At 33.2% G+C, this 26643-nt stretch carries 28 protein-coding genes, 1 other RNA gene and 1 pseudogene; 16 read left to right on the forward strand and 14 right to left on the reverse strand.

What is annotated here, in order from left to right; translation table 11 throughout:
* The coding region (locus tag IR213_RS11720) for a hypothetical protein (RefSeq protein WP_194312500.1) at positions 1-1471 on the reverse strand (1471 nt) is incomplete at its 3' end.
* Positions 1472-2105: 634 nt separating this feature from the next.
* Here IR213_RS11720 and IR213_RS11725 point away from each other — a divergent pair.
* The 4 genes from IR213_RS11725 to IR213_RS11740 all read left to right on the forward strand — a co-directional run bounded on the left by IR213_RS11725 (position 2106) and on the right by IR213_RS11740 (position 5891).
* Positions 2106-2591 (forward strand): SixA phosphatase family protein, encoded by a 486-nt coding sequence (locus IR213_RS11725; protein ID WP_194312501.1) that lies wholly within the window; start codon positions 2106-2108, stop codon positions 2589-2591.
* 5 nt (positions 2592-2596) lie between these two features.
* Positions 2597-4663 carry a polyphosphate kinase 1 gene (gene ppk1 / locus IR213_RS11730; protein WP_194312502.1) on the forward strand — a complete coding sequence of 689 codons (2067 nt, stop codon included), beginning with the start codon at positions 2597-2599 and terminating at the stop codon, positions 4661-4663.
* A 76-nt stretch (positions 4664-4739) separates the two neighbouring features.
* Complete coding sequence (locus tag IR213_RS11735) at positions 4740-5630, forward strand: Ppx/GppA phosphatase family protein (RefSeq protein ID WP_194312545.1); 891 nt, start codon at positions 4740-4742, stop codon at positions 5628-5630.
* A gap of 27 nt (positions 5631-5657) precedes the next feature.
* Entirely contained in the window at positions 5658-5891 is a 234-nt protein-coding gene (locus IR213_RS11740; RefSeq protein ID WP_194312503.1) for a hypothetical protein, read from the forward strand.
* Positions 5892-5916: 25 nt separating this feature from the next.
* Here the strand turns inward: IR213_RS11740 and IR213_RS16355 are convergent, their stop codons facing one another.
* Positions 5917-6198 (reverse strand): DNA polymerase III, encoded by a 282-nt coding sequence (locus tag IR213_RS16355; RefSeq protein WP_228479176.1) that lies wholly within the window; start codon positions 6196-6198, stop codon positions 5917-5919.
* Positions 6199-6334: 136 nt separating this feature from the next.
* Here IR213_RS16355 and IR213_RS11750 point away from each other — a divergent pair, with 136 nt between their 5' ends.
* Complete coding sequence (locus tag IR213_RS11750) at positions 6335-6562, forward strand: hypothetical protein (protein ID WP_194312504.1); 228 nt, start codon at positions 6335-6337, stop codon at positions 6560-6562.
* A 28-nt stretch (positions 6563-6590) separates the two neighbouring features.
* On the opposite strand, the gene dnaX is transcribed toward IR213_RS11750, so the two are convergent.
* Both dnaX and IR213_RS11760 read right to left on the reverse strand, forming a co-directional pair.
* A complete protein-coding gene (gene dnaX, locus IR213_RS11755; RefSeq protein ID WP_194312505.1) occupies positions 6591-7676 on the reverse strand; it encodes a DNA polymerase III subunit gamma/tau in 1086 nt (361 codons plus the stop codon).
* Between the two features lie 247 nt (positions 7677-7923).
* Positions 7924-8214 (reverse strand): hypothetical protein, encoded by a 291-nt coding sequence (locus tag IR213_RS11760; RefSeq protein ID WP_194312506.1) that lies wholly within the window; start codon positions 8212-8214, stop codon positions 7924-7926.
* A gap of 117 nt (positions 8215-8331) precedes the next feature.
* On the opposite strand from IR213_RS11760, the gene rnpB reads away from it, so the two are divergent.
* An RNA gene (gene rnpB / locus IR213_RS11765) (RNase P RNA component class A) lies at positions 8332-8645 on the forward strand.
* A gap of 102 nt (positions 8646-8747) precedes the next feature.
* On the opposite strand, the gene IR213_RS11770 is transcribed toward rnpB, so the two are convergent.
* The gene (locus IR213_RS11770) at positions 8748-9344 is read right to left on the reverse strand and encodes an RsmD family RNA methyltransferase (RefSeq protein WP_194312507.1); all 597 of its coding nucleotides are present in this window, start codon (positions 9342-9344) and stop codon (positions 8748-8750) included.
* Complete coding sequence (locus tag IR213_RS11775; RefSeq protein ID WP_194312508.1) at positions 9341-10159, reverse strand: DUF3822 family protein; 819 nt, start codon at positions 10157-10159, stop codon at positions 9341-9343. The genes IR213_RS11770 and IR213_RS11775 overlap by 4 nt, the downstream gene beginning before the upstream one ends.
* 101 nt (positions 10160-10260) lie before the next feature.
* Between IR213_RS11775 and IR213_RS11780 the strand changes: the two genes are divergently transcribed.
* The 4 genes and pseudogenes from IR213_RS11780 (at position 10261) to kdsB (ending at position 13789) form a co-directional block, all read left to right on the forward strand.
* Complete coding sequence (locus IR213_RS11780; protein WP_194312509.1) at positions 10261-11682, forward strand: ATP-dependent DNA helicase; 1422 nt, start codon at positions 10261-10263, stop codon at positions 11680-11682.
* A 165-nt stretch (positions 11683-11847) separates the two neighbouring features.
* Positions 11848-11988, forward strand: a pseudogene (locus IR213_RS11785) (4,5-DOPA dioxygenase extradiol); the annotation flags it as partial.
* 61 nt (positions 11989-12049) lie between these two features.
* Entirely contained in the window at positions 12050-12988 is a 939-nt protein-coding gene (locus IR213_RS11790; RefSeq protein ID WP_194312510.1) for a DUF5655 domain-containing protein, read from the forward strand.
* A 75-nt stretch (positions 12989-13063) separates the two neighbouring features.
* A complete protein-coding gene (kdsB, locus tag IR213_RS11795) occupies positions 13064-13789 on the forward strand; it encodes a 3-deoxy-manno-octulosonate cytidylyltransferase (protein ID WP_194312511.1) in 726 nt (241 codons plus the stop codon).
* Here the strand turns inward: kdsB and IR213_RS11800 are convergent, their stop codons facing one another.
* Positions 13790-14500 carry a potassium channel family protein gene (locus tag IR213_RS11800; protein ID WP_194312512.1) on the reverse strand — a complete coding sequence of 237 codons (711 nt, stop codon included), beginning with the start codon at positions 14498-14500 and terminating at the stop codon, positions 13790-13792.
* A 68-nt stretch (positions 14501-14568) separates the two neighbouring features.
* Here IR213_RS11800 and IR213_RS11805 point away from each other — a divergent pair, with 68 nt between their 5' ends.
* Positions 14569-15126, forward strand: a complete 558-nt coding sequence (locus tag IR213_RS11805; RefSeq protein ID WP_194312513.1) for a 1-acyl-sn-glycerol-3-phosphate acyltransferase — start codon at positions 14569-14571, stop codon at positions 15124-15126.
* Here the strand turns inward: IR213_RS11805 and IR213_RS11810 are convergent, their stop codons facing one another.
* On the reverse strand, positions 15127-15606 hold the full coding sequence (locus IR213_RS11810; RefSeq protein ID WP_194312514.1) for a helix-turn-helix domain-containing protein: 480 nt from the start codon (positions 15604-15606) through the stop codon (positions 15127-15129).
* Positions 15607-15917: 311 nt separating this feature from the next.
* On the opposite strand from IR213_RS11810, the gene IR213_RS11815 reads away from it, so the two are divergent.
* From IR213_RS11815 to IR213_RS11830, 4 genes are all read left to right on the forward strand, one after another.
* The gene (locus IR213_RS11815; protein ID WP_194312515.1) at positions 15918-17072 is read left to right on the forward strand and encodes a M14 family metallopeptidase; all 1155 of its coding nucleotides are present in this window, start codon (positions 15918-15920) and stop codon (positions 17070-17072) included.
* A 40-nt stretch (positions 17073-17112) separates the two neighbouring features.
* Positions 17113-17592, forward strand: a complete 480-nt coding sequence (locus IR213_RS11820) for an Lrp/AsnC family transcriptional regulator (RefSeq protein WP_194312516.1) — start codon at positions 17113-17115, stop codon at positions 17590-17592.
* A gap of 94 nt (positions 17593-17686) precedes the next feature.
* Positions 17687-20272 carry a phosphoenolpyruvate carboxylase gene (locus tag IR213_RS11825; protein ID WP_194312517.1) on the forward strand — a complete coding sequence of 862 codons (2586 nt, stop codon included), beginning with the start codon at positions 17687-17689 and terminating at the stop codon, positions 20270-20272.
* A gap of 10 nt (positions 20273-20282) precedes the next feature.
* Positions 20283-20798, forward strand: a complete 516-nt coding sequence (locus IR213_RS11830) for a DinB family protein (RefSeq protein WP_194312518.1) — start codon at positions 20283-20285, stop codon at positions 20796-20798.
* 37 nt (positions 20799-20835) lie between these two features.
* Here IR213_RS11830 and IR213_RS11835 read toward each other — a convergent pair whose 3' ends face one another.
* From IR213_RS11835 to IR213_RS11845, 3 genes are all read right to left on the reverse strand, one after another.
* Positions 20836-21252, reverse strand: a complete 417-nt coding sequence (locus IR213_RS11835; protein ID WP_194312519.1) for a thiol-disulfide oxidoreductase DCC family protein — start codon at positions 21250-21252, stop codon at positions 20836-20838.
* Positions 21253-21439: 187 nt separating this feature from the next.
* Positions 21440-21631, reverse strand: coding sequence for a GIY-YIG nuclease family protein (locus IR213_RS16585; RefSeq protein ID WP_317173149.1), 192 nt, complete (start codon positions 21629-21631; stop codon positions 21440-21442).
* 106 nt (positions 21632-21737) lie between these two features.
* Positions 21738-23903: an endonuclease MutS2 gene (locus IR213_RS11845; RefSeq protein WP_194312520.1), complete on the reverse strand. Its 2166-nt coding sequence runs from the start codon at positions 23901-23903 to the stop codon at positions 21738-21740.
* A 115-nt stretch (positions 23904-24018) separates the two neighbouring features.
* Here IR213_RS11845 and ung point away from each other — a divergent pair, with 115 nt between their 5' ends.
* On the forward strand, positions 24019-24687 hold the full coding sequence (gene ung, locus IR213_RS11850; RefSeq protein WP_194312521.1) for a uracil-DNA glycosylase: 669 nt from the start codon (positions 24019-24021) through the stop codon (positions 24685-24687).
* 23 nt (positions 24688-24710) lie between these two features.
* On the opposite strand, the gene IR213_RS11855 is transcribed toward ung, so the two are convergent.
* Genes IR213_RS11855 through IR213_RS11865 form a run of 3 tightly spaced genes read right to left on the reverse strand, consistent with a single transcriptional unit; the run spans position 24711 to position 26599 of the window.
* Positions 24711-25205, reverse strand: coding sequence for a hypothetical protein (locus IR213_RS11855; protein WP_194312522.1), 495 nt, complete (start codon positions 25203-25205; stop codon positions 24711-24713).
* Complete coding sequence (locus IR213_RS11860; protein ID WP_194312523.1) at positions 25202-25729, reverse strand: GNAT family N-acetyltransferase; 528 nt, start codon at positions 25727-25729, stop codon at positions 25202-25204. The genes IR213_RS11855 and IR213_RS11860 overlap by 4 nt, the downstream gene beginning before the upstream one ends.
* 3 nt (positions 25730-25732) lie before the next feature.
* A complete protein-coding gene (locus IR213_RS11865; protein ID WP_194312524.1) occupies positions 25733-26599 on the reverse strand; it encodes a nucleoside phosphorylase in 867 nt (288 codons plus the stop codon).
* Positions 26600-26643: the final 44 nt, after the last annotated feature.

Consider the following 26643-nt stretch of genomic DNA (forward strand, 5'->3'; position numbering starts at 1 on the left):
CAAAAACTGGAGTAGCAGGACAATTGATGGTTGAAGTTGCAGGCAAAGCAGCAATAACTGGAGCGGTAATATCTTGAACGTTTATCGTTTGGGAAGCAGTGGATGAATTGTTGCAAGCATCTTTGGCAGTCCAAGTTCGGGTAACAGAATACGATCCTGCACAAGTACCAGACGTAGTTACATCGGCAAATGTTAATGAGGAAACCGTGCCACTATTATCAGTAGCGGTTGCTATAGCAAAGACTGGAGTAGCAGGACAATTGATGGTTGATGGTGTTGGTAAAATAGCAATTACAGGTGGAGTATTATCACCAGCTGTTATTATTACACTTGATGGTGGAGAAATACAACCTGTTGCAGATTTAGCTGTAACAGAATAAGTTCCAGCTAAAATAGATGTAAATATTCCTGTAGTATTTGTGTAAGTTAAACCATTAATACTATACGTCATCCCGGTTTGTATTGGAGAAGTAATAGTTATAGTTCCCGTTCCTCCAGAACATGGTGGTTGTGTCAATGTTGTTGTAGGAGCATTTGGCGCAGCATTCACTGTTATTTTAGCAGCACTTGAAAAAAATGAATTTACGCAAATACCTGTATTTAAAATTCTAGCTCTGTAGTAATGATTACCTACAGAAAGTAAACCAGGTGCATAAATATACAATCCTGAAGTACCAGCAATATCAGTAAAAGTTACTCCGTCTGTGCTATCTTGCCATGATTGAACAGTAGTATTTATTCCACCGTTTATAGTTAAAGTAAGTTGAGAAGCACTTGTTCCTTGACAAAGAGATTGGTTGGGAGTTACACTTCCCGAAAGTGGCACACCAAAATTCAGCTGTTGGCTAGTACATCCTGAAGAATTGGTAGATCCACCAGAAACAGAAGCATACCTTGCAACATTTATAGTTCCAGGTTGAGTTGTATTACAAGGATCAAAACCAATAGATGCAAAAGGAATATAAAACTCTACAAACACTTTATCACCTCCAGCACAACCATTAGAATCTCCATTTTTTCCGCTCAATCCACCTGGTACCAAGGCAACTTCAGTTACCGTTGTTGAAGTAAGATCTTTGAATAATTTAGTTGCGCCCGTATTAGTATTGATTTGAAGAATATATTCAGCCCCTCCAGCTGCAGGTGTACCTCCAAAAGAAGAATCTGTTATTAAGCCAGTTGAACTATTATTGTCTTTATCAATATATATCCTAATAAGAGCGGTACCTGCGTTCCCGATTTTAAAAGCTAAACGAAGACTCTGACCTAAATTGTCAACTTTAGCCCATATTTGGCCTATTTCACACGTACCACCTGAGCTGGATAGAGCGCCAGTGGTTAATTGACCTAAATATTCGTCTCCTGATACACCAGGTCCAGGACAATAACTACCATCGAAAGTATTTTGTGAATATGCATTACTAACGAACATAAAGAAAGCCAGTAAAAGAAGGGTAATTTTAGTTTTCATACAATTAAATTTTAATTTATTGTGTGTAATATTTGGGTTTTTGTACTAATTTATTTTTCATCATTTAAATTATAAATTACGCTTGTATTTTATAATTCATAAACTTTTCATAACAAATTTAAATACTATGCTGTTTATTGATGCTTTTTTTCTATGAATAACCTAAATACTCGTTGAAACGACATTTTTTTGTCATTTTTACTCTTTTATTATTAAAATTTATTATAATTTATTGATAATTTACTTGCTAATTTTAACCTAATTTTATCCATAAACAGATGGTTTTATATCTAAATCATTGTTTTTTCTAATTCAAATCTAATTTGGAATTTTATAGTTTTAACAAAAAATATCGTTTAAATGCAAAAAAAAACTGTTTATACATATAAAATATATTATTTTATATGTATAATATTATAAATAACAAATAAAAACAGTATTTATTTAAATGTTAAAAATTTTAACTATCAAAAATTGATTTGATATGTACGATTATAAAAATAAATATATCTGAGACTTTTCTATAAAAGAGTTTTTAAAGAATTATGAGCCCTTTTTGGAAAATATTTTGTAATTTGTAGTCATCAAAACTTATGTTGCCATACTATAAATTGACAATAAAATAAACCCAAAGATGAAAAATTTAATTGTAATTCGACACGCAAAATCAAGTTGGAAAGCTCCACTTAAAGATATTGATAGACCATTAGATCAGCGAGGAATTACTGATGCACATTTAGTCGCTTCAAATTGCATAAAATTTATTCCTTCTCCTTCTGTTATTTGGAGTAGTTCAGCAAAAAGAGCATCGGAAACGGCAATGATTTTTGCTCAAAATATTTTATATCCCATCGAAAGTATCGTTTTTAAAGAAGAACTTTATACTTTTGATGAAAACCAATTGGAAAAAGTGATCAAATCAAGTAGTAATGTTTTTGAAAATATAATTCTTTTTGGACATAACGAGGCTATTACAAATTTTGTTAATAAATTTGGAGATATTTTTATTGGTCATGTTCCTACAGCCGGGTTTGTATGGCTACAATTTAATACAAATAGTTGGGGAGAAATAACGAAAGGCAAAACTAAAAAAACTATATTCCCTAAAAATTTAAAATAAACATAGTGCATAAATATATAGAAAGAGAAAAAAGTTGGTTAACTTTTAATGCACGAGTGCTTCAAGAAGCTGGGGATAATTCAGTACCGTTATTGGAAAGGCTTAGGTTTTTAGGTATTTTTTCCAATAATTTAGATGAATTTTTTAGGGTTAGATTTGCTGCAATAAGAAGATTGAGTTTATCCGGCATATCAGGCGAAAAAGTACTTGGCGGTATCTCGGCACAACAATTAGTGAAAGATATTACCGAAATCGTAATTCAGCAACAATCCGAAAGTTTACGGATTTTAAATAATATTGAAGCAAAACTCGAAACTGAAAACATATTCATTATCGATGAAAATCACATTTCGGTAGAACAGGAAATATTTTTGAAAGACTTTTTTATTCAAAAACTAAGCCCTGAATTGATTACCATTATATTAAATGATTTGGCCGAATTTCCTATATTGAAAGATACTGTGGGCTATTTGGCCATAAAATTGGTTATGAAACATAATGCAGAAGTTCATTATGCAATGATTGAAATTCCCAATACAATCAATCGGTTTGTAGTTTTACCATCCAAGGATAAAAGACAATATGTCATTTTGCTTGACGATGTAATTAGACACCATTTGGGCAGCATTTTTAATATTTTTGATTACGAAAGTGTTTCGGCTCATATGATAAAAATCACTCGTGATGCTCAATTGGAAATTGATAGCGATTTGAGCAAAAGTATGCTCGAAAAAATCGCAACAAGTGTTAAAGACAGAAGAATAGGCGAACCTGTGCGGTTTATTTATGACCAGGAAATTGAAAAAGATACGCTTCAATTTTTTCTGGAAAAAATGCATATTGTGTCTACAGATAGTATTATTCCAGGAGGAAAGCACCATAATAGAAGGGATTATATGAAATTTCCAAATCTTGGAAGATTTGATCTGCTTTATAAAACCAACAATCCTTTACCCATTCCCGGGCTAAGTCTCGAAGGCAGCTTATTGGAAAAAATAAGCAAGAAGGATTATTTATTACATGCACCATACCAGTCATTTTCCTATCTCACTAAGTTTTTGCGTGAAGCTGCTTTGGATCCAAAAGTGACTTCTATTAAGATTACTTTATATCGATTAGCCCAAAATTCTCAAATTATAAGTTCCTTAATTAATGCGGCCAAAAACGGAAAAAAAGTAATTGTCCAAATTGAATTACAGGCCCGTTTCGATGAAGCTTCAAATATTTCTTATGCAGAACAAATGCAAACTGAAGGTATCGAGCTTATTTTTGGAATAAAAGGTCTAAAAGTACACAGTAAAGTATGCGTTATTGAAAGAACCGAAAAGGAAAAGACGAAACGATATGGTTTCATTTCTACAGGAAATTTTAACGAACAAACTGCAAAAGTATACACGGATGTTACCCTTTTTACAAGCCATCAGCAAATATTAAAGGATGTTTCCAAAATTTTTGAGTTTTTCGAAATCAATTACCGTTTATACAGATACAAACATTTGATTGTTTCTCCTCATTACACAAGATTTCGATTCAATAAATTGATTGACAGAGAAATTGCCCATGCTTTAGAAGGTAAAAAAACTTTTATGAAGCTAAAAATGAATAGTTTATCTGATTTTGATATGATTGATAAATTATATGAAGCCAGTAATGTAGGAGTGAAAATACAGCTTGAAGTAAGAGGGATATGCTCTTTAATTCCAGGTGTTCGCGGAATGAGCGAAAATATTGAAGCCATAAGTATCGTAGATAATTATCTTGAACATTCAAGAATCTATATTTTTGGTAATGCCGGCGATACTGAAGTTTACATTTCCTCCGCCGATTTTATGACCAGAAACCTCGATGGAAGAGTTGAAGTTACGTGCCCTATTTATGATTCGGAAATTAAAAAAGAACTGATTGATATTTTTGATTTGGGTTGGAAAGGCAATGTAAAAGTACGATACCATTCAGAAAAATTAGATAACAAGTATAAAATTCGCAAGGAAAACGAACCTGTTTTTAGAGCTCAATTAGAAACCTATAACTATTATCAAAAAAAAGTTGAAGTAGTTGCCGAGATTGTTTAATCGGAAATAGTTACAAAATAAAGAAAAATCAGAATTAATGAATGACCCATTAGCGATTAAACAACCCAACGAGAAAATGTTTAAAATTAAAAAATACGCTGCGATTGATATTGGTTCAAATGCAATGCGCCTTTTAATTACGAATATTGTCGAGCAGGATGGAAAAGAATCGCAATTTAACAAAAACTCCTTAGTTCGTGTGCCTATCCGTTTGGGGCAAGACTCCTTTACTGTTGGTGAAATTTCAGAAGAAAGTATTGCAAGAATGATTGATGCTATGAAAGCATTCCGTCTTTTGATGAAAGTGCATAAAGTTGAAAAGTACTTGGCTTTTGCCACATCAGCCATGCGAGAAGCTAATAATGCCTTCGAAGTAGTGGAAATCATTAACAAAGAATCCGATATAAAAATTGAAATTATTGACGGAAAAAAAGAAGCCACAATAATTGCTTCAACAGATTTGCACCATCTTCTAAAAACAGATAAAACCTATCTTTATGTGGATGTTGGAGGTGGAAGTACTGAATTTTCTCTTTTTTCTGATGGCAAAATTGTTGTTTCCAAATCATTTAAAGCTGGTACGGTTCGTTTTTTGAATGAAATGGTAAGCCAGGCAGTTTGGAAAGAAATGGAAAACTGGATTAAAATTAACACTCAAGATTATGATGATGTTACCCTTATAGGTTCCGGGGGAAATATCAATAAATTATTCAAAATGTCTGGCAAAGCTTTAGAAAAACCCTTGTCTTATATTTATCTGAATTCACAATATGCTTTCCTGAATTCACTCACTTACGAACAAAGAATCTCTGAATTAGGACTGAATCCAGATCGTGCCGATGTTATCATTCCGGCAACCCGAATCTATCTAAATGCAATGAAATGGAGTGGTGCCCGAAATATATATGTTCCTAAAATAGGATTGTCTGATGGAATAGTTAAGGCAATGTATTACGGGAAGATCTAATATGAATTTAATTTAATATACAAAAAAATGAAAAAGCACTTAGGTTTTGTAAATACATTTGTAATTATATTGACAATCATTCTTTTTGGAGTAGCACTATTTACCACAGGCTTCACACACGATTTACTATTAGAGGCTGGGGTTTTATTGGTTTCGATAAAATTAATAATGATGTCATATAAAAATTCTATTTTCAATAAAGAGTTATTAAATAAAATAGAAGAAATATCTGAAAAGTTAGATAAAATAAAAAATGTCTAATACTTAATAGTAAGTCTTTTAATTACTATATATCCAAATCAAATGTCTTTTTCAATAACTCTAAACTAGGGTTTATTTCTTTCAGCCTGTTGTATTTATCTATAGGCGTGAATGCAAATTTATTCTCCACTTTTTCATTGACTATAACTTCAATGCTAATATCATGATTGTGAAGTTTGCCTCTTAAATAGCCCAAAATTTCAATTTTTTCGGTTTCAAAATCAATCTTAGAACCCTCATTGGGAAGTTCGTGTGTGATAGTTGTTCCTTCTAATTTTGGATCGCCAATTAATAAAAGTGATTCCATTATTTTATGACCTTTGTCGCTTAATCGTTGCGCATATTTGCTCCATTGCAGCAACATTTCTGTTTCTGTGAATGCTTCAGTAGGAAGATGAACTTCTTCTTTTACAAATCCTTTTGTACTTTCAAGTAATTCTTTTTTGGCACGAATACTCGAAATGGAAAATGCTGAAACTTTAGGCTCTCCTGAAAGTTCTTGGGTTATAGGTTTTGGATTTGCTTCGACTGTTCGAGCGGAGTTATCGGGTTGGGTTTCGGTTGAAACTGCTAAATCAGAATTATTAATTTCAAGTTTTGTTTCTTCAATAACAACTTCAACTACAGGAGTTTTCTCGGCTACCTGTTTAACAATTTCAACTATCGAATAATCAGTTCTTCTAAAATAAGTAGGGGAAATTATAAATTTGTCAACTTTTTTTTTTCTCCATCAAAGGTGATAGAGGCTAGTTGCATCAGGCAAAGTTCAACGAGTAGTCGCTGGTTCTGACTCACTTTGTATTTCAAATCACAATCATTGGCAATTTCGATTCCTTTCAACAAGAAATCTTGAGATGCTTTTTGGGATTGAATTCCGTATAATTTTTGAGCTTGTTCGCCCACTTCCAACAATGATAAAGTAGATGGAGTTTTGGATACCAATAAATCCCTGAAATGTGTAGCCAATCCGGATACAAAATGATGCGCATCAAACCCTTTGGCAAGAATATCGTTGAAAACGATTAATAATTCCGGAATTTTGTTTTCCAAAATCAAATCGGTTACCGTGATATACGTTTCATAATCCAACACATTCAGGTTTTCGGTAACAGCCAGACGAGTCAGGTTATTGCCGCAATACGAAACCACTCGGTCAAAAATAGACAAAGCATCGCGCATCGCACCATCAGCTTTTTGTGCAATAATATGCAAAGCATCATCTTCGCAAGTTACGCCTTGGCTAAAAGCAACTTCGGCAAGATGTTCTTTTGCATCTTTTACGGTGATTCTTTTAAAATCAAATATCTGGCAACGAGAAAGTATCGTCGGAATAATTTTGTGTTTTTCGGTCGTGGCCAAAATAAAAATGGCATGTTTTGGCGGTTCTTCCAATGTTTTTAGGAAAGCATTAAAAGCTGCCGAAGACAACATATGCACCTCGTCAATAATATAAACCTTGTATTGTCCCGTTTGCGGCGGAATCCGAACTTGGTCAATCAAATTCCGAATGTCGTCTACGGAGTTGTTTGAAGCGGCATCCAATTCGAAAACATTGAAAGCAAAATCTTCATTCGGGTCATCATAACCGGGTTGGTTAATTTTCCGGGCAAGAATTCGGGCGCAAGTCGTTTTTCCAACACCACGAGGGCCAGTAAACAATAGGGCAGAAGCAAGATGATTGCTTTCTATAGCGTGCAATAAAGTGTTGGTAATCGCCTTTTGTCCCACAACATCTTTAAATGTTTGTGGACGATATTTACGAGCCGATACAACAAATTGTTCCATAGATTTTTTATTCGAAAGCAAATATAGTTTTTAATTCAAAGATTGAAAAATTTAAGGATTGAAAGATTCTATTATTTATCAATAGTTTGTTAAAAACATAAACCGCAGCCCATATTGCGATGGAAATCCTCTCGATTTTTTCGGGAGATTACTTCACTTAATTTTTTATTTTCATAGGAATACAGTGAACTTCGTTTGAAGCGAAGGGCTGGAAAAAGCTCCTAATCAAAATTTTTAATTGAGTGTTTTATGCTTTGATACTTATTTTTTCCAAAATTTGTGCAGTTTTATTTTCTGAGTTTGCCGAAAATCCTGCAACATAAACACCTTTTTCGCCTGAATTAGATTTTATTCCATAAACTACGGCTTCATCTCCGGGATCAGTATTGCCTTCATAGCGGTAAATGTGGATAATTTGATATTGATGCGGATTTTTTATAATGTTTTCATCTTGAAGGTTAAAATCATGGATGAAACCTTTTTTATTTAATTCTTCTAAAGCTTCCGAAACAGTGGCATAATGATAAATAGGTTTCATAATAAATGATTTACTGTTAGGACTTAAAGGTAACTATTTTATTTTTAAGTGATTGTGAAAGAGTTGTTAAAGTGAAGTCTTTAAAATAGGAAACAACGTTAATTATATTAAATTTGCACTGCAGACCGCCTTATCGCCGCGATTATATCGGGGAGGAAAGTCCGGACACCACAGAGAAGCATAGCGGGTAACGCCCGTCGGTTCCGATTTATCAGGATTAGGACAAGTGCAACAGAAAGTATGTACAGGTAATGCTGTAGTGAAACCAGGTAAACTCTATGCGGTGAAATTTCAAGTATATCGGCATTTAAGGGTTCTCGCCCGTTGTCGAAGGGTAGAAAGATGGAGCACATGAGCAATTGCGTGCCTAGATAAATGATAAGGCTCCGATTTATCGGGGACAGAATCCGGCTTACAGGTCTGCTTTTTTATTAAAAAATTTAATTTTTTAGCCACAGATTCACAAATTTTTTAATCACTTTTAAAATCTGTGAATCTGTGGCTATTATTTTTTTGAATATGGCTGTCTAAAATTATTCTTCTTCAGAATCCGAAAATAAATCTTCATCATCGATTTCTTCGTCGGTTGATTTTCCAATTTCGAAGAAACTAAAAATCGAACCACCATAACTTTTCTTGAATGAAAAATGAATCAAATGGTCGAGTTTTGTGTACTTAGAATGTTCAATAATCATCATTCCGTCTTCTTGAAGTGTATTTTTTTCGAAAACCAGCAACACAATTTTATCGAAGGTTTTCTGGTCTAAAGCATAAGGTGGATCGGCAAATATGATGTCGTAAGTGGCTTTGTTTCTTTCCAAAAATTGAAAAACATCGCTTTTGGTGGCTGCAATATTAAAGTCATATTCCGCAGCGACCTGTTTGATGAATTTTACGCAACCAAAATCAGCATCTACAGAAGTAATGGGCGTGCTGCCACGGGAAGCAAATTCGAAACTAATATTTCCGGTTCCTGCGAATAAATCTAGTATTTTCAAGCCTTCAAAACTGAAATGGTTGTTCAAAACATTGAATAATGCTTCTTTACTCATATCGGTCGTGGGGCGAACGGGGAGTCCTTTTGGCGGAAAAATGCGTCTTCCTTTGTATTTACCTGATATGATTCTCACGATTGGAATAAAATAAAATGTTTCTGATTTTGGGCAGTTGAAAAAGTATTGTTTTTTTGCAAATCCGAAACATCAAAAAGAGATACATTTCGAATGTATTTGAAAGCCAATTGATAAAAATTGTCTTCCTCGGCAATGGTTCCCAACAGTTCCAATTTGAAATTTTCCGGATTCATGTTCAATTGTTCTGCAGTGAAAAGCAAATAGTAAAGAAAATCTTCCGGTGTTTGATAATCGAAAGAATTGAATAAGTGCAATTTTTGGTTTTGGAGAACAATAATTTCAAAATGACCGGGATTGAAATTCACAATCATCTTTTTGTCGTCATTATTTTTAGATACATCCAATAGCTTTGTGACTAATATACTGTTGGCGTGTTTATAATCGAAAGAACCAAATTGGTCAATAAAGAAATTATTGATGTTCACATATGGAATGTAAACCGCATTCATTTGGTAACTCGATATTTCGTCGAAAGCAAAAAAATCGGTATCGAAAACCTTCGTATTGTATTGTAAATAACTTCCCAGGAAGTTTTCGTCAAAAAGCGGTTCTGGAACAAATGTAGAAAGATTATTGTTGTGAATTACGACTATTTCATCATAAGAATCCTTTAATTCCGGATTCTCCAAGAAAGCATTGGCGAACAATTCTTCGATTTTTGTGGCTTTATGAAACCTATCAAAATAAACTTCCTTAACGGAAAGTATCTTGTGATTTAAAGTATCAAAAACACAAAACGAAAGCCCTGTCAAGGAAACTTGAAGCGAGAGTTTTCTGTATTTTTTATCGGTGATGGTAGTGTTAATCGACATAGTTGCAAACTTACAATTTTTTTTTATTCTAATGCTATTTTATGTCTTTGCTTCATATTTCATCCTTATATTTGAAGTTCATTTATATTAACCAGTCCCGAATGAATTCCTCCTTGTTTTATAGTCTATTACAGAAAAAATTTCCATTTACGCCAACGTATAAACAGGATATATTTTTTCAGAAAATTGCTATTTTCTTGACTGAAAATGATAATAACACCATTTTCGTATTAAAAGGTTATGCCGGAACGGGAAAAACAACCGTGATTTCGACCATCGTAAATAATTTAATCGACATCAACAAGAAATATGTTTTGCTTGCACCAACAGGTCGCGCAGCCAAGGTTATTGCTAATTATTCGAATAAGCCCGCTTTCACCATTCACAAGAAAATATACTTTCCAAAGAAATCTTCAGGGGGGGGCGTTTCGTTTACTTTGCAACAAAACAAACACAAGAACACCATTTTTATCGTAGATGAAGCTTCGATGATTTCGGATACGAACTCGGATTCTAAGTTATACGAAAACGGTTCTTTGCTCGATGATTTGATTTCGTATGTGTATTCGGGAACCAATTGCAAGATGATTCTTTTGGGAGATACTGCCCAATTGCCGCCGGTAAATTTGGATATTAGTCCCGCATTGGATATTCAAACTTTGGGATTAAATTATAATAAGGAAGTTGAACACATCGAATTGGACGAAGTAATGCGTCAGGAAGAGAATTCCGGAATCTTGTACAATGCAACGGAACTTCGGGAATTGTTGAAGGATTCTTTTATTGACGAGTTTAAATTTGATTTGAAAAAATTTAAAGATATCGTTCGTTTGACGGATGGTTACGACATTCAGGACGCCATCAATTCGGCTTATAGTAATTACAGTATCGAAGACACGGCTTTTATCGTTCGGTCGAATAAACGAGCCAATCAATACAATGAGCAAATCCGCTCAAAAATTCTCGATAAAGAAAACGAATTGTCAACAGGAGATTTTTTGATGGTTGTGAAAAACAATTATTTTTGGTTGAAAGACTCCGATGAAGCCGGTTTTATTGCCAATGGCGATATCATCGAGGTTTTGGAAATCTTCAATATCAAGGAATTGTACGGTTTTAATTTTGCCAAAGTGAAAATACGAATGGTCGATTATCTGAACCAGATTCCGTTTGAAACCGTCCTATTATTAGACACAATAAAAAGCGAATCGCCGTCCTTGACTTATGAAGAATCGAATAGATTGTATCAGGAAGTCTTGAAGGATTATGAAGGCGAAACCAAGTTCAAGCAATTCCAAAAAGTGAAAGCTAACGAATATTTCAACGGCCTGCAAGTCAAGTTTTCGTATGCGATAACCTGCCACAAATCACAGGGAGGACAGTGGAATACTGTTTTTATCGAGCAACCATATTTGCCTGATGGAATAAATCGAGATTACATTCGCTGGTTGTACACCGCTATGACGAGAGCAAAAAATAAATTATATTTGATAGGTTTTAAGGATGAGAGTTTTGTGGAATAATTTTTTAATAGCCACGAATTCAAGAATTAAAACTAAAAATAATTACTATTAATTCGTGAATTCGTGGCAAAAAAATAAACAGTTTTAATTAAACACCCTAAACAATTTACATAAAATTTCAGGCACTTTTTCGAACGCCAAAAGATGCCTATATTGTTTCTGGGACAAATTACGATTCCTACTCAAGACCATTATTTGCCTTTGATTTATACTTTAGGATTAAAAGACAAAACCGAGGAACTGACTTTGTTCAATGACAAATTAGTAGCGGGTTCGTTAAGTATGACTTCGGTGAAGATTATGTAATTGGTTTTGTGGGAAAAGGTTATATTTGGGGGATTGAATTAAATTTAAAAGTCAAAAGCAAATGGCAATATTTGAAATTGAAAAAGGAAAAGCAAAACGAGTTCGATTAAGTGAATTTAAACTTGAAAAAGATCTTCAGCGATTAATTGAAGAAAACATTGGAATTATATTTAATTGCCAATTGATTGCAACTGAATTTTCTACAGGGAATATTCATTCTGGTCGTATAGATTCCCTTGCAATTTCAGAAGATTTTAATCCTGTAATTATTGAATACAAAAAAGTAGCTTCATCCGATTTAATTAATCAAAGTCTATATTATTTACATTGGATTAGAGATCATAAAGGCGATTTTCAGGTTGCAGCAAATAAAGGTTTAGGCAAAAATATTGAAGTAGATTGGTCTGACATTCGAGTGATTTGTATTGCTCCAGAATATAAGAAGTATGATTTACACGCTGTTCAGGTAATGGGAGCAAATATTGAACTTTGGCAATACAAACTTTATGAAAACGGTATATTGAATATTGAAGAAGTTTACAAACGCACCAATACAATTTCAAGAGAAGTTGGAGATTTCAACGAAAAAAATCCTGTAATGGTCGAAGCTGGGAAAAAGGCTGCTATTACCAGAAAAAATGCAGTTTATACAATTGAAGAACATTTTGATAATCTTGACAAAAGCTTAGTAGATTTATTTAATACTATTCGGGATTTCATTACTTCATTAGATAGTTCAATAGAAGAATTACCAAAGAAAAATTACATAGCATACAAAACTAGTCAGAACTTTGTTTGTCTCCAAACATACAAGAAAAAGTTAACACTGTATTTGAAACTCAATCCAGACGAAGTAAAACCTATGCCAGTACAATGTAGGGATGTTAGAAATATTGGGCATTATGGGACTGGTGAATTTGAATTAACTATTAAAGACGTAATAGATTTTGAAGAGACTAAATATTTAATAAGTGATGCATATAAGAATATTGGAGGGTAAAATTATTACCAAATAATAACTAAAAATAATACTTAGCGACTTACTATCTATCCAGTTAAATAAAAAAATAAAGTAATGAAAATAATAGCAGTCATTCCCGCACGTTACGCATCAACAAGATTTCCTGCCAAATTAATGCAGGATTTGGGAGGAAAAACCGTGATTTTACGAACCTATGAAGCAGCACAAAAATCTAATCTTTTTGATGACGTTTTCGTGGTTACCGATTCGGATTTGATTTATAAAGAAATAACTTCCAATGGAGGAAAAGTAATAAAGAGTATCAAAGAGCATGAATCTGGAAGTGACAGAATTGCCGAAGCGGTGGAAAATATGGATGTGGATATTGTGGTAAATGTGCAAGGCGACGAACCTTTTATCAACACAGAGGCTTTAGAAAAACTGATTGCAGTCTATAAAAACGACCCCGATAAGAAAGTTGATTTGGCTTCACTAATGTTTGAAATCACCGATGAAGACGAAATCAGCAATCCCAATAATGTAAAAGTTGTGGTGGACCAAAACGGCTTTGCCTTGTACTTTTCCCGTTCCGTGATTCCGTATCCAAGGGAGAAAAACTTGGGTGTTCGCTATATGCAACATATCGGGATTTACGCTTTCCGGAAACAAGCTCTTTTAGATTTTTACAGTTTGCCAATGAAATCCTTGGAAGCATCCGAAAAACTGGAGCAATTACGTTATCTCGAATTTGGCAAACGCATCAAAATGGTGGAAACTGCTGATAAAAGCATTGGCATTGACACACCGGAAGACTTGGAAAAGGCGAGAAGAATGATTTAATTAGGAATTGTTATCAAGATCAAAATAGCCTTTGGCTTTTATTCTGGTAGAGAAAAAATTTAAAAACAAAATAACAAAAAATAAAAACAGAATTGCTTGTGCACTCACCAGTACTTTTCCAATGGTAGTTATCGGATAATAATCGCCATATCCTATCGATGATGATGTAATTGTGCTGAAATAAACCGCATCAAACCAGTTTTCAAGCGGTTTGTTTAAATAATTGTCGCAAGAATACAAGACACCAAAAGCAAATACAATTTCTAAATAATTAAGGAAAAGCAAAAGCATAGATCTTTTATAAGAGCGCGGTTTTGAAAACAAATCCGAAGCGAAAATCAAGGTTGGAATGTATAAAACAGTCTCCAGCAATACATAAACCATTATCCAAATCACAAAAGGATAACTTTGCCAATGATAAATTAAAATCAATAAAGGGAAGCTGACTTTGAGCAAAACATAGAAATCCAAGGCTAAATCTCTATATTCATATCCTTTTAAAGTAGCTAAATATTTAATGTAAACGCCCGGAAAAAACAATTGTGACGAAGAAAGAAACAACCGCACTATTTTTTCTATTCCGTTGTCATCTTGATGATCGTTATTCCAAATGGCTTTAATGTTCTGAATGCGTTTTTGAACAGGATTATATTCGGGTTTTGTAATCCTTGAAACATTTCCTAACAAGAGTTTTTTTAGAATTGCTTTCATAATTTTAGGATTGGAATGCGACCTCTAATTTACGAAATAATTGCTAATTTTACCAAAAAAGGTTCCAAATGAAAAAAAGCATCTACAAATTTATTTTCTTTAAACAATTGGGTTGGAAGATTGAAGGCACTATTGATGAAAGCATCAAGAAATGTGTGCTGATGGTTTTGCCTCACACGAGTTGGCATGATTTTTTTCTGGGAATGTTTACCAGGGGAATTACTGGTATTGAAATGAATTTTATTGCCAAAAAAGAATTATTTCGTTTTCCATTCAGCTTTTATTTCAGTTGGATGGGTGGTGCGCCAATAGACAGAACCGGAAGTTTGAACAAAGTAGATGCTATTGCAAAAATATTTGAAAAACACGATGAGTTTAGACTGGCCATTTCTCCGGAAGGAACCAGAAAAAAAGTCAATGAACTAAAATCTGGGTTTTATTATATTGCATTAAAAGCAAATGTTCCCATAATTCCTGTGGCATTTGATTTTAGCAAAAAAACAGTACGCTTTGGTACACCATTTTATCCTACGTCAAACTACGAAGCCGATTTAAAAATTCTTCTTTACCATTTTGAAGGAGTTATCGGAAAAATCGCGGAAAATAGTTTTAGCTTAGAAAAATAATTATTCTGGTGAATACGTAGAAAAAGTTCCATTTTTATAGAAAATTACGATTCGGTCAATTTCGTTTCCATTTTTTGGATTGGATGTGATTGACGTATTGGCATTAGTATTTAAGAAATTTTCTTCAGTCCGATTTTTTGAATTTGAAATTTTTTCTGAAAACAAATCGGGTGGAGTTTCTATTTTAGTTGTTGCAATTGGAATAGTAAAAATTGGAGTAGGGGAAACAATATTGGGTTCACTATTTAATTCCGATTTTGGAAAAGTTCCCTTTCCATTTAAAATCCAATACAAATCAACATCAGGAAAAACGTCTAAGATTTTAAGAATAAAATCCAGGCTTGGTTTGTTTCTGCCAGAAAGAAGGTGAGACAAACTAGAACGTTGCACGCCTATTTTATCAGCAAATGAAGAAGCATTTAGACCGTAATAGTCCAGTATAATTTCCAATCTTTTTATAAAATCGTCTGTGTTTACCATTGTAAATTATGTTTTATGACACTAGATTTACAAATGTAACTAAATACAATCAAAGTACCAAAATTACAGATGTAAATCATTTAAAAATTAATAATTATATATAACTAATAAATAAAATAAACAACATTAATTAACTGATAAATAGAAATTTAATTATAAAAAAATATTTTAAATACAAATGTTAACAATACATGCGAAATAGAGTGCAAGCCAAGTTAAAATACTGTTTACAAATTTAAATAATTCTTGTTTTTTAAAGTTTACAAATGTAAATATAAAGATGTTTACTTTTGTAAAACAAAATTATACCCATGGATTTAGAACAATTATTTAGTCAATATAAAGAACAATCAATAGAAGGTCGTTATATAACTTTAGACTCAATTCTGCCTTTATTAAAAAAGATTAACACTAATAACCAAGTTGAAATTATTGGAAAATCAGTACTTGAAAATCCAATATATAAGTATCAGATTGGAATTGGAAAAATCAAAATATTGCTTTGGTCTCAAATGCATGGAAATGAAAGCACAACGACAAAAGCGCTTTTTGATTTTATAAATCTCTTAAATGGGGATTCAGAATTGGCTAAAAAACTCCTAACTACATTTACTTTTTGTTGTATCCCGATGTTAAATCCTGATGGGGCAAAATTATATACTCGTGAAAATGCCAATAAAGTAGACTTGAATCGTGATTCACAAAACCTTTCACAACCAGAAAGTAGGGTTTTAAGAGAAGCTTTCGAGAAATTTGAACCAGATTACTGTTATAACCTTCACGATCAGCGCACTATTTTTGGAGTAGGAAGCACAGGCAAGCCAGCAACCTTGTCTTTTTTAGCGCCTGCTTATAATGAAGCAAGAGAAATAAACGAATCCCGATTAAAAGCAATCAATCTTATTGCTGGAATAAATGAAGTCTTGCAGCAATATATTCCGGGACAGGTAGGTCGTTTTGATGATGCTTTTAATATTAATTGCATTGGAGATACTTTTCAGTCCTTAGGAGTTCCAACGGTTTTGTTTGAAGCGGGACATTTTCCTAATGATTATTTGAGAGAGAAAACCCGAAAATATGTTTTTATATCTCTAGTTTCAAGTTTCAATATACTAAACGAAAACGATATAGTTGTCAATAAATTTAATAATTATTTGAGTATTTCTCAAAATAAAGCAGTTTTTTATGATTTAATGTATAAAAATATCAAAATAAATTATGATGGTATTAAAATAATCACGAATTTTGCTGCTCAATACAAAGAAGAATTAATAGAAGGTAAGATTTGTTTTAATGCCTATATTGTTCGAATAAGTGATTTAGATAATTATTTTGGACATTTTGAATATGATGCTAAAGGAGCTCTTTATCAGGATGATTATGATAATTTTCCAAAATTAGATCAAAAAGCAGACTTTTATTTAGACAACAATGTCAAGTTTGTTAATGGTTTAATTGAAAAATAAATCTTTGTAATTGTAAATAATAACATTAATTTATTGAATTATGAGCAAGTTTCGTTTAGATGAAGTAGACCACCAGATTTTGGACATGTTGATTGACAACACAAGGATTCCTTTTACAGATATTGCAAAAAAATTATTGATTTCTGCAGGAACTGTTCATGTAAGAGTTAAGAAAATGGAAGATGCAGGAATTATAATGGGTTCTTCATTAGTGCTTGATTATGATAAACTAGGATATTCTTTTATAGCTTATGTTGGTGTTTTTCTTAATAATACATCACAAACTAAATTTGTTTTGCAACGCATAAATGAAATTCCTTTTGTGACAGTTGCTTCTGTGACTACGGGGAAATTCAATATTTTTTGCAAAATCAGAGCAAAAGATACAAAGCATGCAAAAGATGTGATTTTTATGATTGATGATATTGAAGGAGTTTACAGAACCGAAACGATGATTTCATTAGAAGAAAGCATAAATGATAAAAAGCGTTTAATGCACACAATTTTTAAAGATATATAATTCATTTGAAATTTATTTTATAATATAACCTCAAGTGAATTCTTGAGGTTTTTTTTTGATTAACTATCATTCATCTTAACTAATACAACCATTTATGTATACGCATCCTAAAATTGAAAGATTCAACGAAGAAGTTCTTTCTAAATATCATATATACAATAGCGTATTTATTACTTTACCCTTTGATTCTATAGACAATACAGGTGTCTTACTCCCATTATTTACTGATGGTTGCGAAAGTGGCTTCAAAAAACAAGAAACTCCTAAAGAAATTGTCAATTTTTTTGCCCAAAAATACATGCAGGGAGCTACCGAAAAAGAAAAAATTGATTTAATGTTTCGTTTTATTCAATATATCGAGCGACAAATTGTCCTTTTTGACGCCATTGAAGATGCAGCTTTTTCTATTGTAAATAATATGGAAGGAAGAGGTTCGTTACGTGATATTAAAGAAAAAGCAGGCGCTAAAGACAGGGAGGTAGAGTTAATAGATTTCTTGGAAAACTTTAATGTACGACCAGTTTTAACTGCTCACCCAACACAGTTTTATCCCGGACCTGTTCTTGGGATAATTAATGATTTGACCGATGCCATCCGTAAAAATAATTTATTGAATATTAAGCAATTGTTGGCTCAATTAGGAAAAACGCCATTCATACAAACTGAAAAGCCGAATCCTTTTGATGAAGCGGTAAGTTTGATATGGTATCTCGAAAATGTATTTTATGAAACTTCCGGAGAAATTGTACATTACCTCCAAAAAAATTTATTTCGTGGAGGTTCAATTCAAAACCAATTAATAAAATTGGGATTTTGGCCTGGTGGAGATCGTGATGGAAACCCATTCGTAACTACTGAAATTACACTTAAAGTTGCTGATCGATTGAGAACTTCTATTTTGAAATGTTACTATCTTGAAATGAGAAATCTAAAAAGAAAGCTAACATTCTTTGAGGTAGATGTTTTAGTTGCTGAACTTGAAAATAAACTTTATAGGTCTGTTTACTATTCGAAAGGAGAAATTTACATCACTTTAAACGAGTTTAAATCACAATTAAACAAGATTAAAACAATACTTATTGAACGACATCAATCCTTATATTTAGATGAAGTGGAAGCACTTCTTATTAAAGTTAATTTATTTGGTTTCCATTTTGCATCACTGGATATTCGTCAAAACAGTAAAATTCATGACGCTGTTTTTGAGGATGTTGTATCATTTTATTTAAACTCAAATTCTAATGTTTTTCCAAAGAATTATTTTGAGTTATCCGAAAACGAAAAATTTGAAATACTGTCAAATCTAAAAGGTAATCTCGATCCAAATGTTTTTGAAAACGAAATAACAAAATCGACAATTGAGTCTATTCAGGCCATAAAACAAATTCAGGAAAACAACGGAGAATTTGGAGCAAACCGTTACATCATCAGCAATAATGAAAGTGCATTAAATGTAATGGAAACATTTGCGCTTTTTAAATTGAATAATTGGGAGAATCTTTCGGTAGACATTATTCCGTTATTCGAATCAGTTGATGATTTACAAAGTGCTCACTTGATAATGGAAAAGTTATATTCAAATCCTGCTTATGCTGATCATTTAACGAATAGAAACAAAAAGCAAACCATTATGCTTGGATTTTCTGATGGAACTAAAGATGGTGGATACTTGATGGCGAATTGGAGTATTTATAAAGCTAAAGAGGAATTGACAGCAATGTCAAGAAAATACGGAATTAAAGCTATTTTCTTTGATGGACGTGGTGGACCTCCTGCACGTGGTGGGGGGAAAACGCATAAATTCTATGCTTCTTTAGGTCCAAAAATTGAAAACAATGAGATTCAAGTTACTGTACAAGGGCAAACAATTAGCTCTAATTTTGGAACTTTAGATTCATGTCGTTATAATTTGGAAAATTTATTAAGTGCTGGAGCCACAAATCAGGTTTTTAATAAAGTTAAAAATGAATTGTCTGAAAAAGAAAAAGGTATTTTAGATCAATTGGCTGAATTAGGGTATCAAAAATATTTAAACTTTAAGAATCATCCAAAATTTATTCCATATTTGGAACAAATGAGTACTTTGAAATATTATGCCAAAACAAACATAGGAAGTCGTCCGTCTAAAAGGAGTAAATCTGCAACTTTAGATTTTGCAGATTTAAGAGCGATACCATTTGTGGGTTCTTGGAGTCAATTAAAACAAAATGTTCCTGGATTTTTTGGAGTGGGTTCAGCATTAAAACACTTTGAGGACAACAATCAATGGGATAAAGTTCAGGATTTATATAACAATTCATTGTTCTTTAGAACCCTGTTAGAAAACAGTATGATGTCATTGGCAAAATCATTTTTCCCCTTGACCGCTTACATGAAAAAAGATCCTGAATTTGGTCCTTTTTGGCAAATTATTTATGATGAATTTTTAGAAACAAAACGTTTATTATTAAAAATTGCTGGCCACAAAGAATTAATGGAAAACTATCCTGACGGTAAAGCTTCAATTGATATAAGAGAACGTATTGTATTGCCATTGTTAACAATACAACAATATGCTTTATTGAAAATTAGCGAACTGAACAAAGAAGGAAACCCAGATTTGGATTTGATAAAAACATACGAAAAAATAGTGACCCGTTCTCTTTTTGGAAATACTAATGCCAGTAGAAACTCAGCTTAAAATTGAATTTATGCAACCAAGCGAATTATCAAAACTGGAATATTCTTCTTTTAACGCCACTTATATTGATGCATTAGAAAATTTAAGTTTAATCGAAGGATTAGAAAATGGTTTGTGCCAAATGGTTTCTTTTATTTCAGCAATTTCTATTGAGAAATTAGAATATCGCTATGCGGATAATAAATGGACAATCAAAGATATTTTGCTTCATCTTATTGATGCCGAACGTATTTTTGCGTATCGTGCTTTGAGAATAGGGCGTGGGGATAAAACTGCTTTGGCTGGGTTTGAAGAAAACGATTATGTTCCTAACGCTGGAGCTAATTATCGAACTTCAGAAAGTTTATTGGAAGAGTTTAAATTTGTTAGAAATGCCACTTTATACTTGTTTAAAAATTTTTCCGACGAACAGCTGCTGTATTTGGGAACGGCTTCCAATCATACAATTTCTGTTCGTGCAATAGGTTTTGTGATTTCAGGACATCAAAACCATCATTTAAGAATAATTCAAGAGCGCTATTTGTAGAGTTTTAATAGAAATTAATTTATCATACTTGAGAATTTTATTCTAAAAATTTCAATTTTAATTGCTCTGTTGGAACCATACAAGTTTCCTTTTTTCCATACCATTTGTAGCGATTTTTGGCAATATAATCATAAAGATAATTGCGTATTCCTGTTGGAATAATCTTGAAAATTGTCCCAACATGGAAAAATCCGCCCAGATTTTTAGCGATTTCTAATGCTGCTTGGGATTTATAATAATAGGCAACTCCAGGTTCATATAGAATGATGCTGTAGATGTTTGCTGGATTGATTCCTATATGTTTTAAAATTTCCTGACCTAATTCGGATTGCAAAGAAACAAACCGAAAAATATCCTTTTTGTCATGTTTAATTATAAATTGAACTGTAGAATCGCATAAATTGCAAACGCCGTCAAAGAGAATTATTTTTTTGTTTTGTGGGAGATTTAGCATTGTTTTGTCATTGCGAGGAACGAAGCAATCACATTTGTTGCTCAACTTTGCTCCTTGTGTTAGTATGATTTTTATCCCGTCATTATATCCTTAATTTCTTCAAATAAATCTTTCCAAGTTGGGTTCAGAGAACGAATTAAATCGTTTTTAGCTTCCCTTGAACCTGCTTTTATTTGTTTTTCTCTAGCTATTGCATCGCCAATCCATTGAAATGTTCATAATATACCAGTATATTCAAACTATAGCGAGCAGAAAATGAATTTGGATGTCTTTTTTCTTTGTGCTCCATTATTCTTTGTGCAAGATTTGAAGTAACACCCGTATAAACTACAGTTTGGTATTTATTGGTAATGATATAAATAAATGCCGGTTTCATCATTTTTTATTGTTTTTTGTTATTGATAGGAACGAGGTAATCACAATAAGTTGCTCAATTTGAGTTTTCTCGTAATTCGATTGCTTCGTTCCTCGCAATGACTTTGTGATTACTTCTTAACCGCTTCGACCAATTCCAATTCATCCACGCTAACTTTCGAAGTAAACATTCCGTAATTTACGGTTGCCTTGTTTTTTTCAATAGTATCAATACTTCCCACGGCTTTTCCGTCAATCATTCTAACTCTGTCACCCACCTTTAGAATGGCTTTTGGTTTTTCGATAATGGGTTTTAGTTTCTTTTCTTTTTTGGCCACCCTAATTTCCTCCACCTTGACCTCAATTTCTTTGATGGCTTCCTTTTTCTTTTCGACAATTGCCTTGGCTTCTTTTGGCGTGGCTTTCTTGCGTTTGGAGTTTTCGATTTCTACGATTTTCAAAAACTCCCCAATCAAGTCTTTTTTATTTTTATTATTGAAATAATTCTCGGCAATTGTTTCTACTTTTTGTCCAATGTAAATCGTTTTCTGGTTGCTGTCATACAATTCTTGGTAGCTTTCCAGTTTTTGCTTGATTTTTACGTTGATCGTTTCCATTTTCCTGCCTTCCTCACGTGCTTTTGTTTCCTCTTCTTTCAGCGTTTGCGAGGTTTTTTCCATCTTTGAACGTTCTTTCTGAAGCGTGGCAATAGTTTTGTCAAAACGTACTTTCCCCACTTCAATTTTCTTTTTTGCCCGATTGATTAAACTGAATGGAATTCCGTTTTTGAGTGCCACTTCAAAGGTGAATGAACTTCCGGCTTGCCCCAAAACCAATTTATACATCGGTTCCAAGGTTTTTTCATCAAAAAGCATATTGGCATTTATGGCAAAGGGTAATTCGTTGGCCAAAATTTTCAGGTTCGAATAATGCGTCGTGATTATCCCGAAAGCTTCCCGATGGTAGAATTCTTCCAAGAAAATTTCTGCCAAAGCACCTCCCAATTCAGGATCGGAACCCGTGCCAAATTCATCAATCAAGAACATTGTTTTCCTGTTGCATTTCTTCAAGAAGTAGTTCATATTCTTGAGTCGGTAACTGTATGTACTTAGATGATTTTCAATGGATTGATTATCTCCAATGTCTGTTAAAATCCTGTCGAATAAAAAGGTTTCACTGCGTTCGTGAACAGGAATTAACATTCCGGATTGTAACATAAGTTGGAGTAATCCAACGGTTTTTAGCGATATGGTTTTTCCTCCGGCATTGGGGCCAGAAATAACGATGATTCGTTTTTCCTGATTCAATTCAATGGTTTGTGGATGCGTAACTTCGTTTTTCTGCTTGTTATTTAAATACAAAATAGGGTGGGAGGCATCCCGAAAATAAAGTCTTCTATTTTCGGTAATTGCGGGTAAAATTCCATTAATTCTGTTGGCATATTTTGCCTTGGCGGCAATCACGTCAATATCGCTCAAGAAATCCTGATATTGAATAAGCAGTGGTAGAAAGGGGCGAATTTGGTTGGATAATTGTTTCAGAATTCGGGTAATTTCCTCTTTTTCCTCGTATTCTAAATTGCTCAATTCACGGGAATATTTCAGGGTAGTTTCGGGTTCAATATAAGCGATGCTTCCGGTCTTGGAACTGCCCAAAATAGATCCTTTCACTTTGCGACGATACATTGCCAAAACAGCCAAAACCCTACGATTTTGAACAAAACTTTCCTTAATATCGTCTAGATATCCAAGGGAATTGTATTGCGTTAATGCCACTCCAAAACTTTGGTTTACTTTTCCGCGAACGAGATTCATTTCTCGGCGAATATTTGATAATTCGGGTGAAGCATTGTCTTTGATCTCGCCATATTTATCGACGACCACATCGATAAGGCTACTGATTTCCTTAGTTATTTGAACTTTTGAAGCTTTTGCATTTAGATTTGGATAATAATCATCAAATTTCTTGAAATAATTCAACAGGAAATTCGTGGTTTCTGATATTGTGGCAATTTTTCTAAAACCTCCAACTTCCAAGAAGCTGTCTTCTATTGCCAAAAACTTGATTTCATAAGTAATGGCATCAAATCCGTGATTGGGGATGGCGTTGTTATTTTGGAAAGAAGAAACATATTCAGATGTTTGCATCAAAGCTTCCATTAAAGTTTCCTTGTCTTTGAAGGGAATGATTTCGAGTGCTTTTTGTTTGCCAATATCGGTGTTACAAATCACCGAAAGCGTTTCGAGAACAGTTGGAAATTGTAAGTCTTGAAGAGTTTTTTCTGTTATGGATATCATTTTATATGTCGAAAGTCTAATGTCAAAAGTCCAAAGTTACAAAGTAATAAAGTCAAAAACCATTTTCTTCGCTCACTTTGCGAAAACTTTACGAACTTTGCTGTAAAATATATTTATGCAACCCAAACTAAATCCTTCTTGGCAAACTATTTTAGCTGACGAAATCCAGAAACCTTATTTTCAGGATTTAATGAAAGCTGTCGATGAAGAATACAAAAACCACATTTGTTTTCCTCCAAAGGAATTGATTTTTGCTGCTTTTGACCATTGTTCGTTCGATGATTTGAAAGTGGTTATTATTGGTCAAGATCCTTATCATGGAGTTGGTGAAGCCAATGGTTTGTGTTTTTCGGTTAATGATGCCGTTAAAATTCCACCTTCGTTGCGCAATATTTTCAGGGAATTGAATGATGATTTAGGTTCAATTTTCTTTCCAAATTCAGGTAATTTAGAACATTGGGCAAAACAAGGTGTTTTACTTTTGAACGCTTCACTTTCAGTTCGAATAGACAGTCCCAACAGCCATAAACATTTGAAATGGGGAACTTTTACGGATGCGGTTATACAGAAAATTTCGGATAAAAAAGAGCACGTTGTTTTCTTGCTTTGGGGAAGTTTTGCCAAAAAGAAAGGTTCTAAAATTGACCGAACCAAACATCTGGTTTTAGAATGTGGACATCCCTCGCCTATGAGTGCTAATCAAGGAAAATGGTTCGGGAACAAACATTTTAGTCAAGTGAATACTTATTTGAAATCGAAAGGAAAGAGGGAAATAGAATGGTAAAAAATTGAAAAATCGTTGTATTTTTATAAAGATAAATTTTCAATACACTGTTCTCTAATTTTCCATATTTGTTCAAAACTAATTCCAGAATTATTTTCTGACAACCAATTTTTAATAAAATTTTGATGGTATTCAATTTTAAAATCCCCCACTTGGTATGGTTCTATTTCAATTTCTTCCAACAAATCATTTTTAATTTTATCGAAATCAGAATTGCTTGAGGTACAATCAAATCGGACGCCATCAATTTTTAAATAGCAATGTGCCTCAGGGATATACTCCATTTTGTTTTCTGACAATATCGTTCCAATTTTGGTGTTGGACTCGTTCATTTTGTAAATTCCAATGACTAATTTTACATTTAGAATACTATTTTTATCCGCAAAATCCTTTAGATATGCGTGTTTAGAACTACAAGTTCCTTTTTTTTCGGCAACAACCAATGAAAAATCTGTTCGGTTTGAATTTCTGCCATAAGGTAAATTTTTTATAGACAATAAAATTTCTTCCCAAGTCATAACAAATCATTTTTAATTTGATACCAATTCCAAGAAACTCCATCTTCGAGGTATTGTTCCGTCATTAGCATCCCAATTTTTTGAAGAATTCTATTGGAGGCTATATTATCAGTATGTGCGGAGGCTTCCATAGTTTTGATTTTCATTGTTTCGAAAGCATATTTCATCCAAGCAATAGTAGCTTCGCTAGCGAATCCTTTTCCCCAAAATTTTTCATCTAATCGATACCCAATATCATAAAAATTTGTTTTATTATTTACAATTTCGGTATTGAATTTTAATCCAGCCCAACCGATAAACTCGTTGGTTTCTTTTGAAATCATTGCAAATCGACCAATGCCATTATCAACATATTGTTTTTGGACAAAGGCGATGATTTCGATTGTTTCTTCTATTTTTTGGACGGGTTTATTCCATAAATATTGGTGAACATTAGGATTATTATCCATTGCAAAAAAATCCTCCGCATCTGAAAGTTTTAGTTCACGGAGAAGTAATCGGTCTGTTTCTAATGTTAAATCCATAGTTTACTCCGCCAATTTTTCCAAAGCATATCCGATCAATTCATCAACGGCTTTGTACGGATCTTCACTAAAAGTTCCCGAAGCGCGGTTCGCAATGATCGCATTTAACGACAAGCAATGATGCCCGAGGAGTTTTCCCAATCCATAAATGGCCGCGGTTTCCATTTCGAGATTGGTAATTCTGGTTCCTTCGAAATTGAAATTATCCATCTTGGAATTCAAGTTTTCGTCCTGGATGTTTAAACGCAAAACTCTACCTTGTGGACCGTAAAATCCGCCTGCGGTTGCTGTAATTCCTTTAAATATCCTGTCACTTTCCAAACGTTTTTCCAGTTTTTCAGAACAAGGAATGATGTATGGCTGTCCTTTTCTCGAATCCCAATTGGTGTGTTTGATAAAAGCATCTTCCATTTTTGGAATTGAAATTTTGTCTATCAAATAGGAGCGGAGCATATTGTCCAATCCTAATCCGAATTTTGCCATTACAAAACTGTCGACCGGAATATCAGTTTGTAAGGAACCCGAAGTTCCAATTCTGATTATATTTAATGAAGTGATTTTTTCTTTTAGTGTTCTCGTTTTTAAATCAATGTTAACCAAAGCATCTAATTCGTTCATCACGATATCTATGTTGTCAGGGCCAATTCCGGTTGACATTACTGTAATTCGTTTACCTTTGAAAATGCCGGTTTGGGTTTTGAATTCTCTTTTTTGGGTTGAAAATTCAATGCTGTCAAAAAATTGTGTGATTTTTTCCACACGATTTTGGTCACCCACAAAGATGATGTCCTGCGCAATATGTTCGGGCAGCAAATTCAAGTGATACACGCTCCCGTCTGGATTGAGTATCAATTCTGATGATTTTATCATTAGAGATTTTGTTTATATTGTTTAAAGTTGCAATCGGGTTTTTG

Source organism: Flavobacterium soyangense, assembly GCF_015277675.1.
GTDB classification, from domain to species: Bacteria; Bacteroidota; Bacteroidia; order Flavobacteriales; family Flavobacteriaceae; genus Flavobacterium; species Flavobacterium soyangense.

Excerpts from the sequence above, each read along its gene's own strand:
- IR213_RS11725 (WP_194312501.1), top strand. The coding sequence starts at position 2,106 with ATGAAAAATTTAATTGTAATTCGACACGCAAAATCAAGTTGGAAAGCT.
- IR213_RS11735 (WP_194312545.1), top strand. The coding sequence starts at position 4,740 with ATGTTTAAAATTAAAAAATACGCTGCGATTGATATTGGTTCAAATGCA.
- IR213_RS11740 (WP_194312503.1), top strand. The coding sequence starts at position 5,658 with ATGAAAAAGCACTTAGGTTTTGTAAATACATTTGTAATTATATTGACA.
- IR213_RS16355 (WP_228479176.1), bottom strand. The coding sequence starts at position 6,198 with ATGGAATCACTTTTATTAATTGGCGATCCAAAATTAGAAGGAACAACT.
- dnaX (WP_194312505.1), bottom strand. The coding sequence starts at position 7,676 with ATGGAACAATTTGTTGTATCGGCTCGTAAATATCGTCCACAAACATTT.
- IR213_RS11760 (WP_194312506.1), bottom strand. The coding sequence starts at position 8,214 with ATGAAACCTATTTATCATTATGCCACTGTTTCGGAAGCTTTAGAAGAA.
- IR213_RS11775 (WP_194312508.1), bottom strand. The coding sequence starts at position 10,159 with ATGTCGATTAACACTACCATCACCGATAAAAAATACAGAAAACTCTCG.
- IR213_RS11780 (WP_194312509.1), top strand. The coding sequence starts at position 10,261 with ATGAATTCCTCCTTGTTTTATAGTCTATTACAGAAAAAATTTCCATTT.
- IR213_RS11790 (WP_194312510.1), top strand. The coding sequence starts at position 12,050 with ATGGCAATATTTGAAATTGAAAAAGGAAAAGCAAAACGAGTTCGATTA.
- kdsB (WP_194312511.1), top strand. The coding sequence starts at position 13,064 with ATGAAAATAATAGCAGTCATTCCCGCACGTTACGCATCAACAAGATTT.
- IR213_RS11800 (WP_194312512.1), bottom strand. The coding sequence starts at position 14,500 with ATGAAAGCAATTCTAAAAAAACTCTTGTTAGGAAATGTTTCAAGGATT.
- IR213_RS11805 (WP_194312513.1), top strand. The coding sequence starts at position 14,569 with ATGAAAAAAAGCATCTACAAATTTATTTTCTTTAAACAATTGGGTTGG.
- IR213_RS11810 (WP_194312514.1), bottom strand. The coding sequence starts at position 15,606 with ATGGTAAACACAGACGATTTTATAAAAAGATTGGAAATTATACTGGAC.
- IR213_RS11815 (WP_194312515.1), top strand. The coding sequence starts at position 15,918 with ATGGATTTAGAACAATTATTTAGTCAATATAAAGAACAATCAATAGAA.
- IR213_RS11820 (WP_194312516.1), top strand. The coding sequence starts at position 17,113 with ATGAGCAAGTTTCGTTTAGATGAAGTAGACCACCAGATTTTGGACATG.
- IR213_RS11825 (WP_194312517.1), top strand. The coding sequence starts at position 17,687 with ATGTATACGCATCCTAAAATTGAAAGATTCAACGAAGAAGTTCTTTCT.
- IR213_RS11830 (WP_194312518.1), top strand. The coding sequence starts at position 20,283 with ATGCAACCAAGCGAATTATCAAAACTGGAATATTCTTCTTTTAACGCC.
- IR213_RS11835 (WP_194312519.1), bottom strand. The coding sequence starts at position 21,252 with ATGCTAAATCTCCCACAAAACAAAAAAATAATTCTCTTTGACGGCGTT.
- IR213_RS16585 (WP_317173149.1), bottom strand. The coding sequence starts at position 21,631 with ATGATGAAACCGGCATTTATTTATATCATTACCAATAAATACCAAACT.
- IR213_RS11845 (WP_194312520.1), bottom strand. The coding sequence starts at position 23,903 with ATGATATCCATAACAGAAAAAACTCTTCAAGACTTACAATTTCCAACT.
- ung (WP_194312521.1), top strand. The coding sequence starts at position 24,019 with ATGCAACCCAAACTAAATCCTTCTTGGCAAACTATTTTAGCTGACGAA.
- IR213_RS11855 (WP_194312522.1), bottom strand. The coding sequence starts at position 25,205 with ATGACTTGGGAAGAAATTTTATTGTCTATAAAAAATTTACCTTATGGC.
- IR213_RS11860 (WP_194312523.1), bottom strand. The coding sequence starts at position 25,729 with ATGGATTTAACATTAGAAACAGACCGATTACTTCTCCGTGAACTAAAA.
- IR213_RS11865 (WP_194312524.1), bottom strand. The coding sequence starts at position 26,599 with ATGATAAAATCATCAGAATTGATACTCAATCCAGACGGGAGCGTGTAT.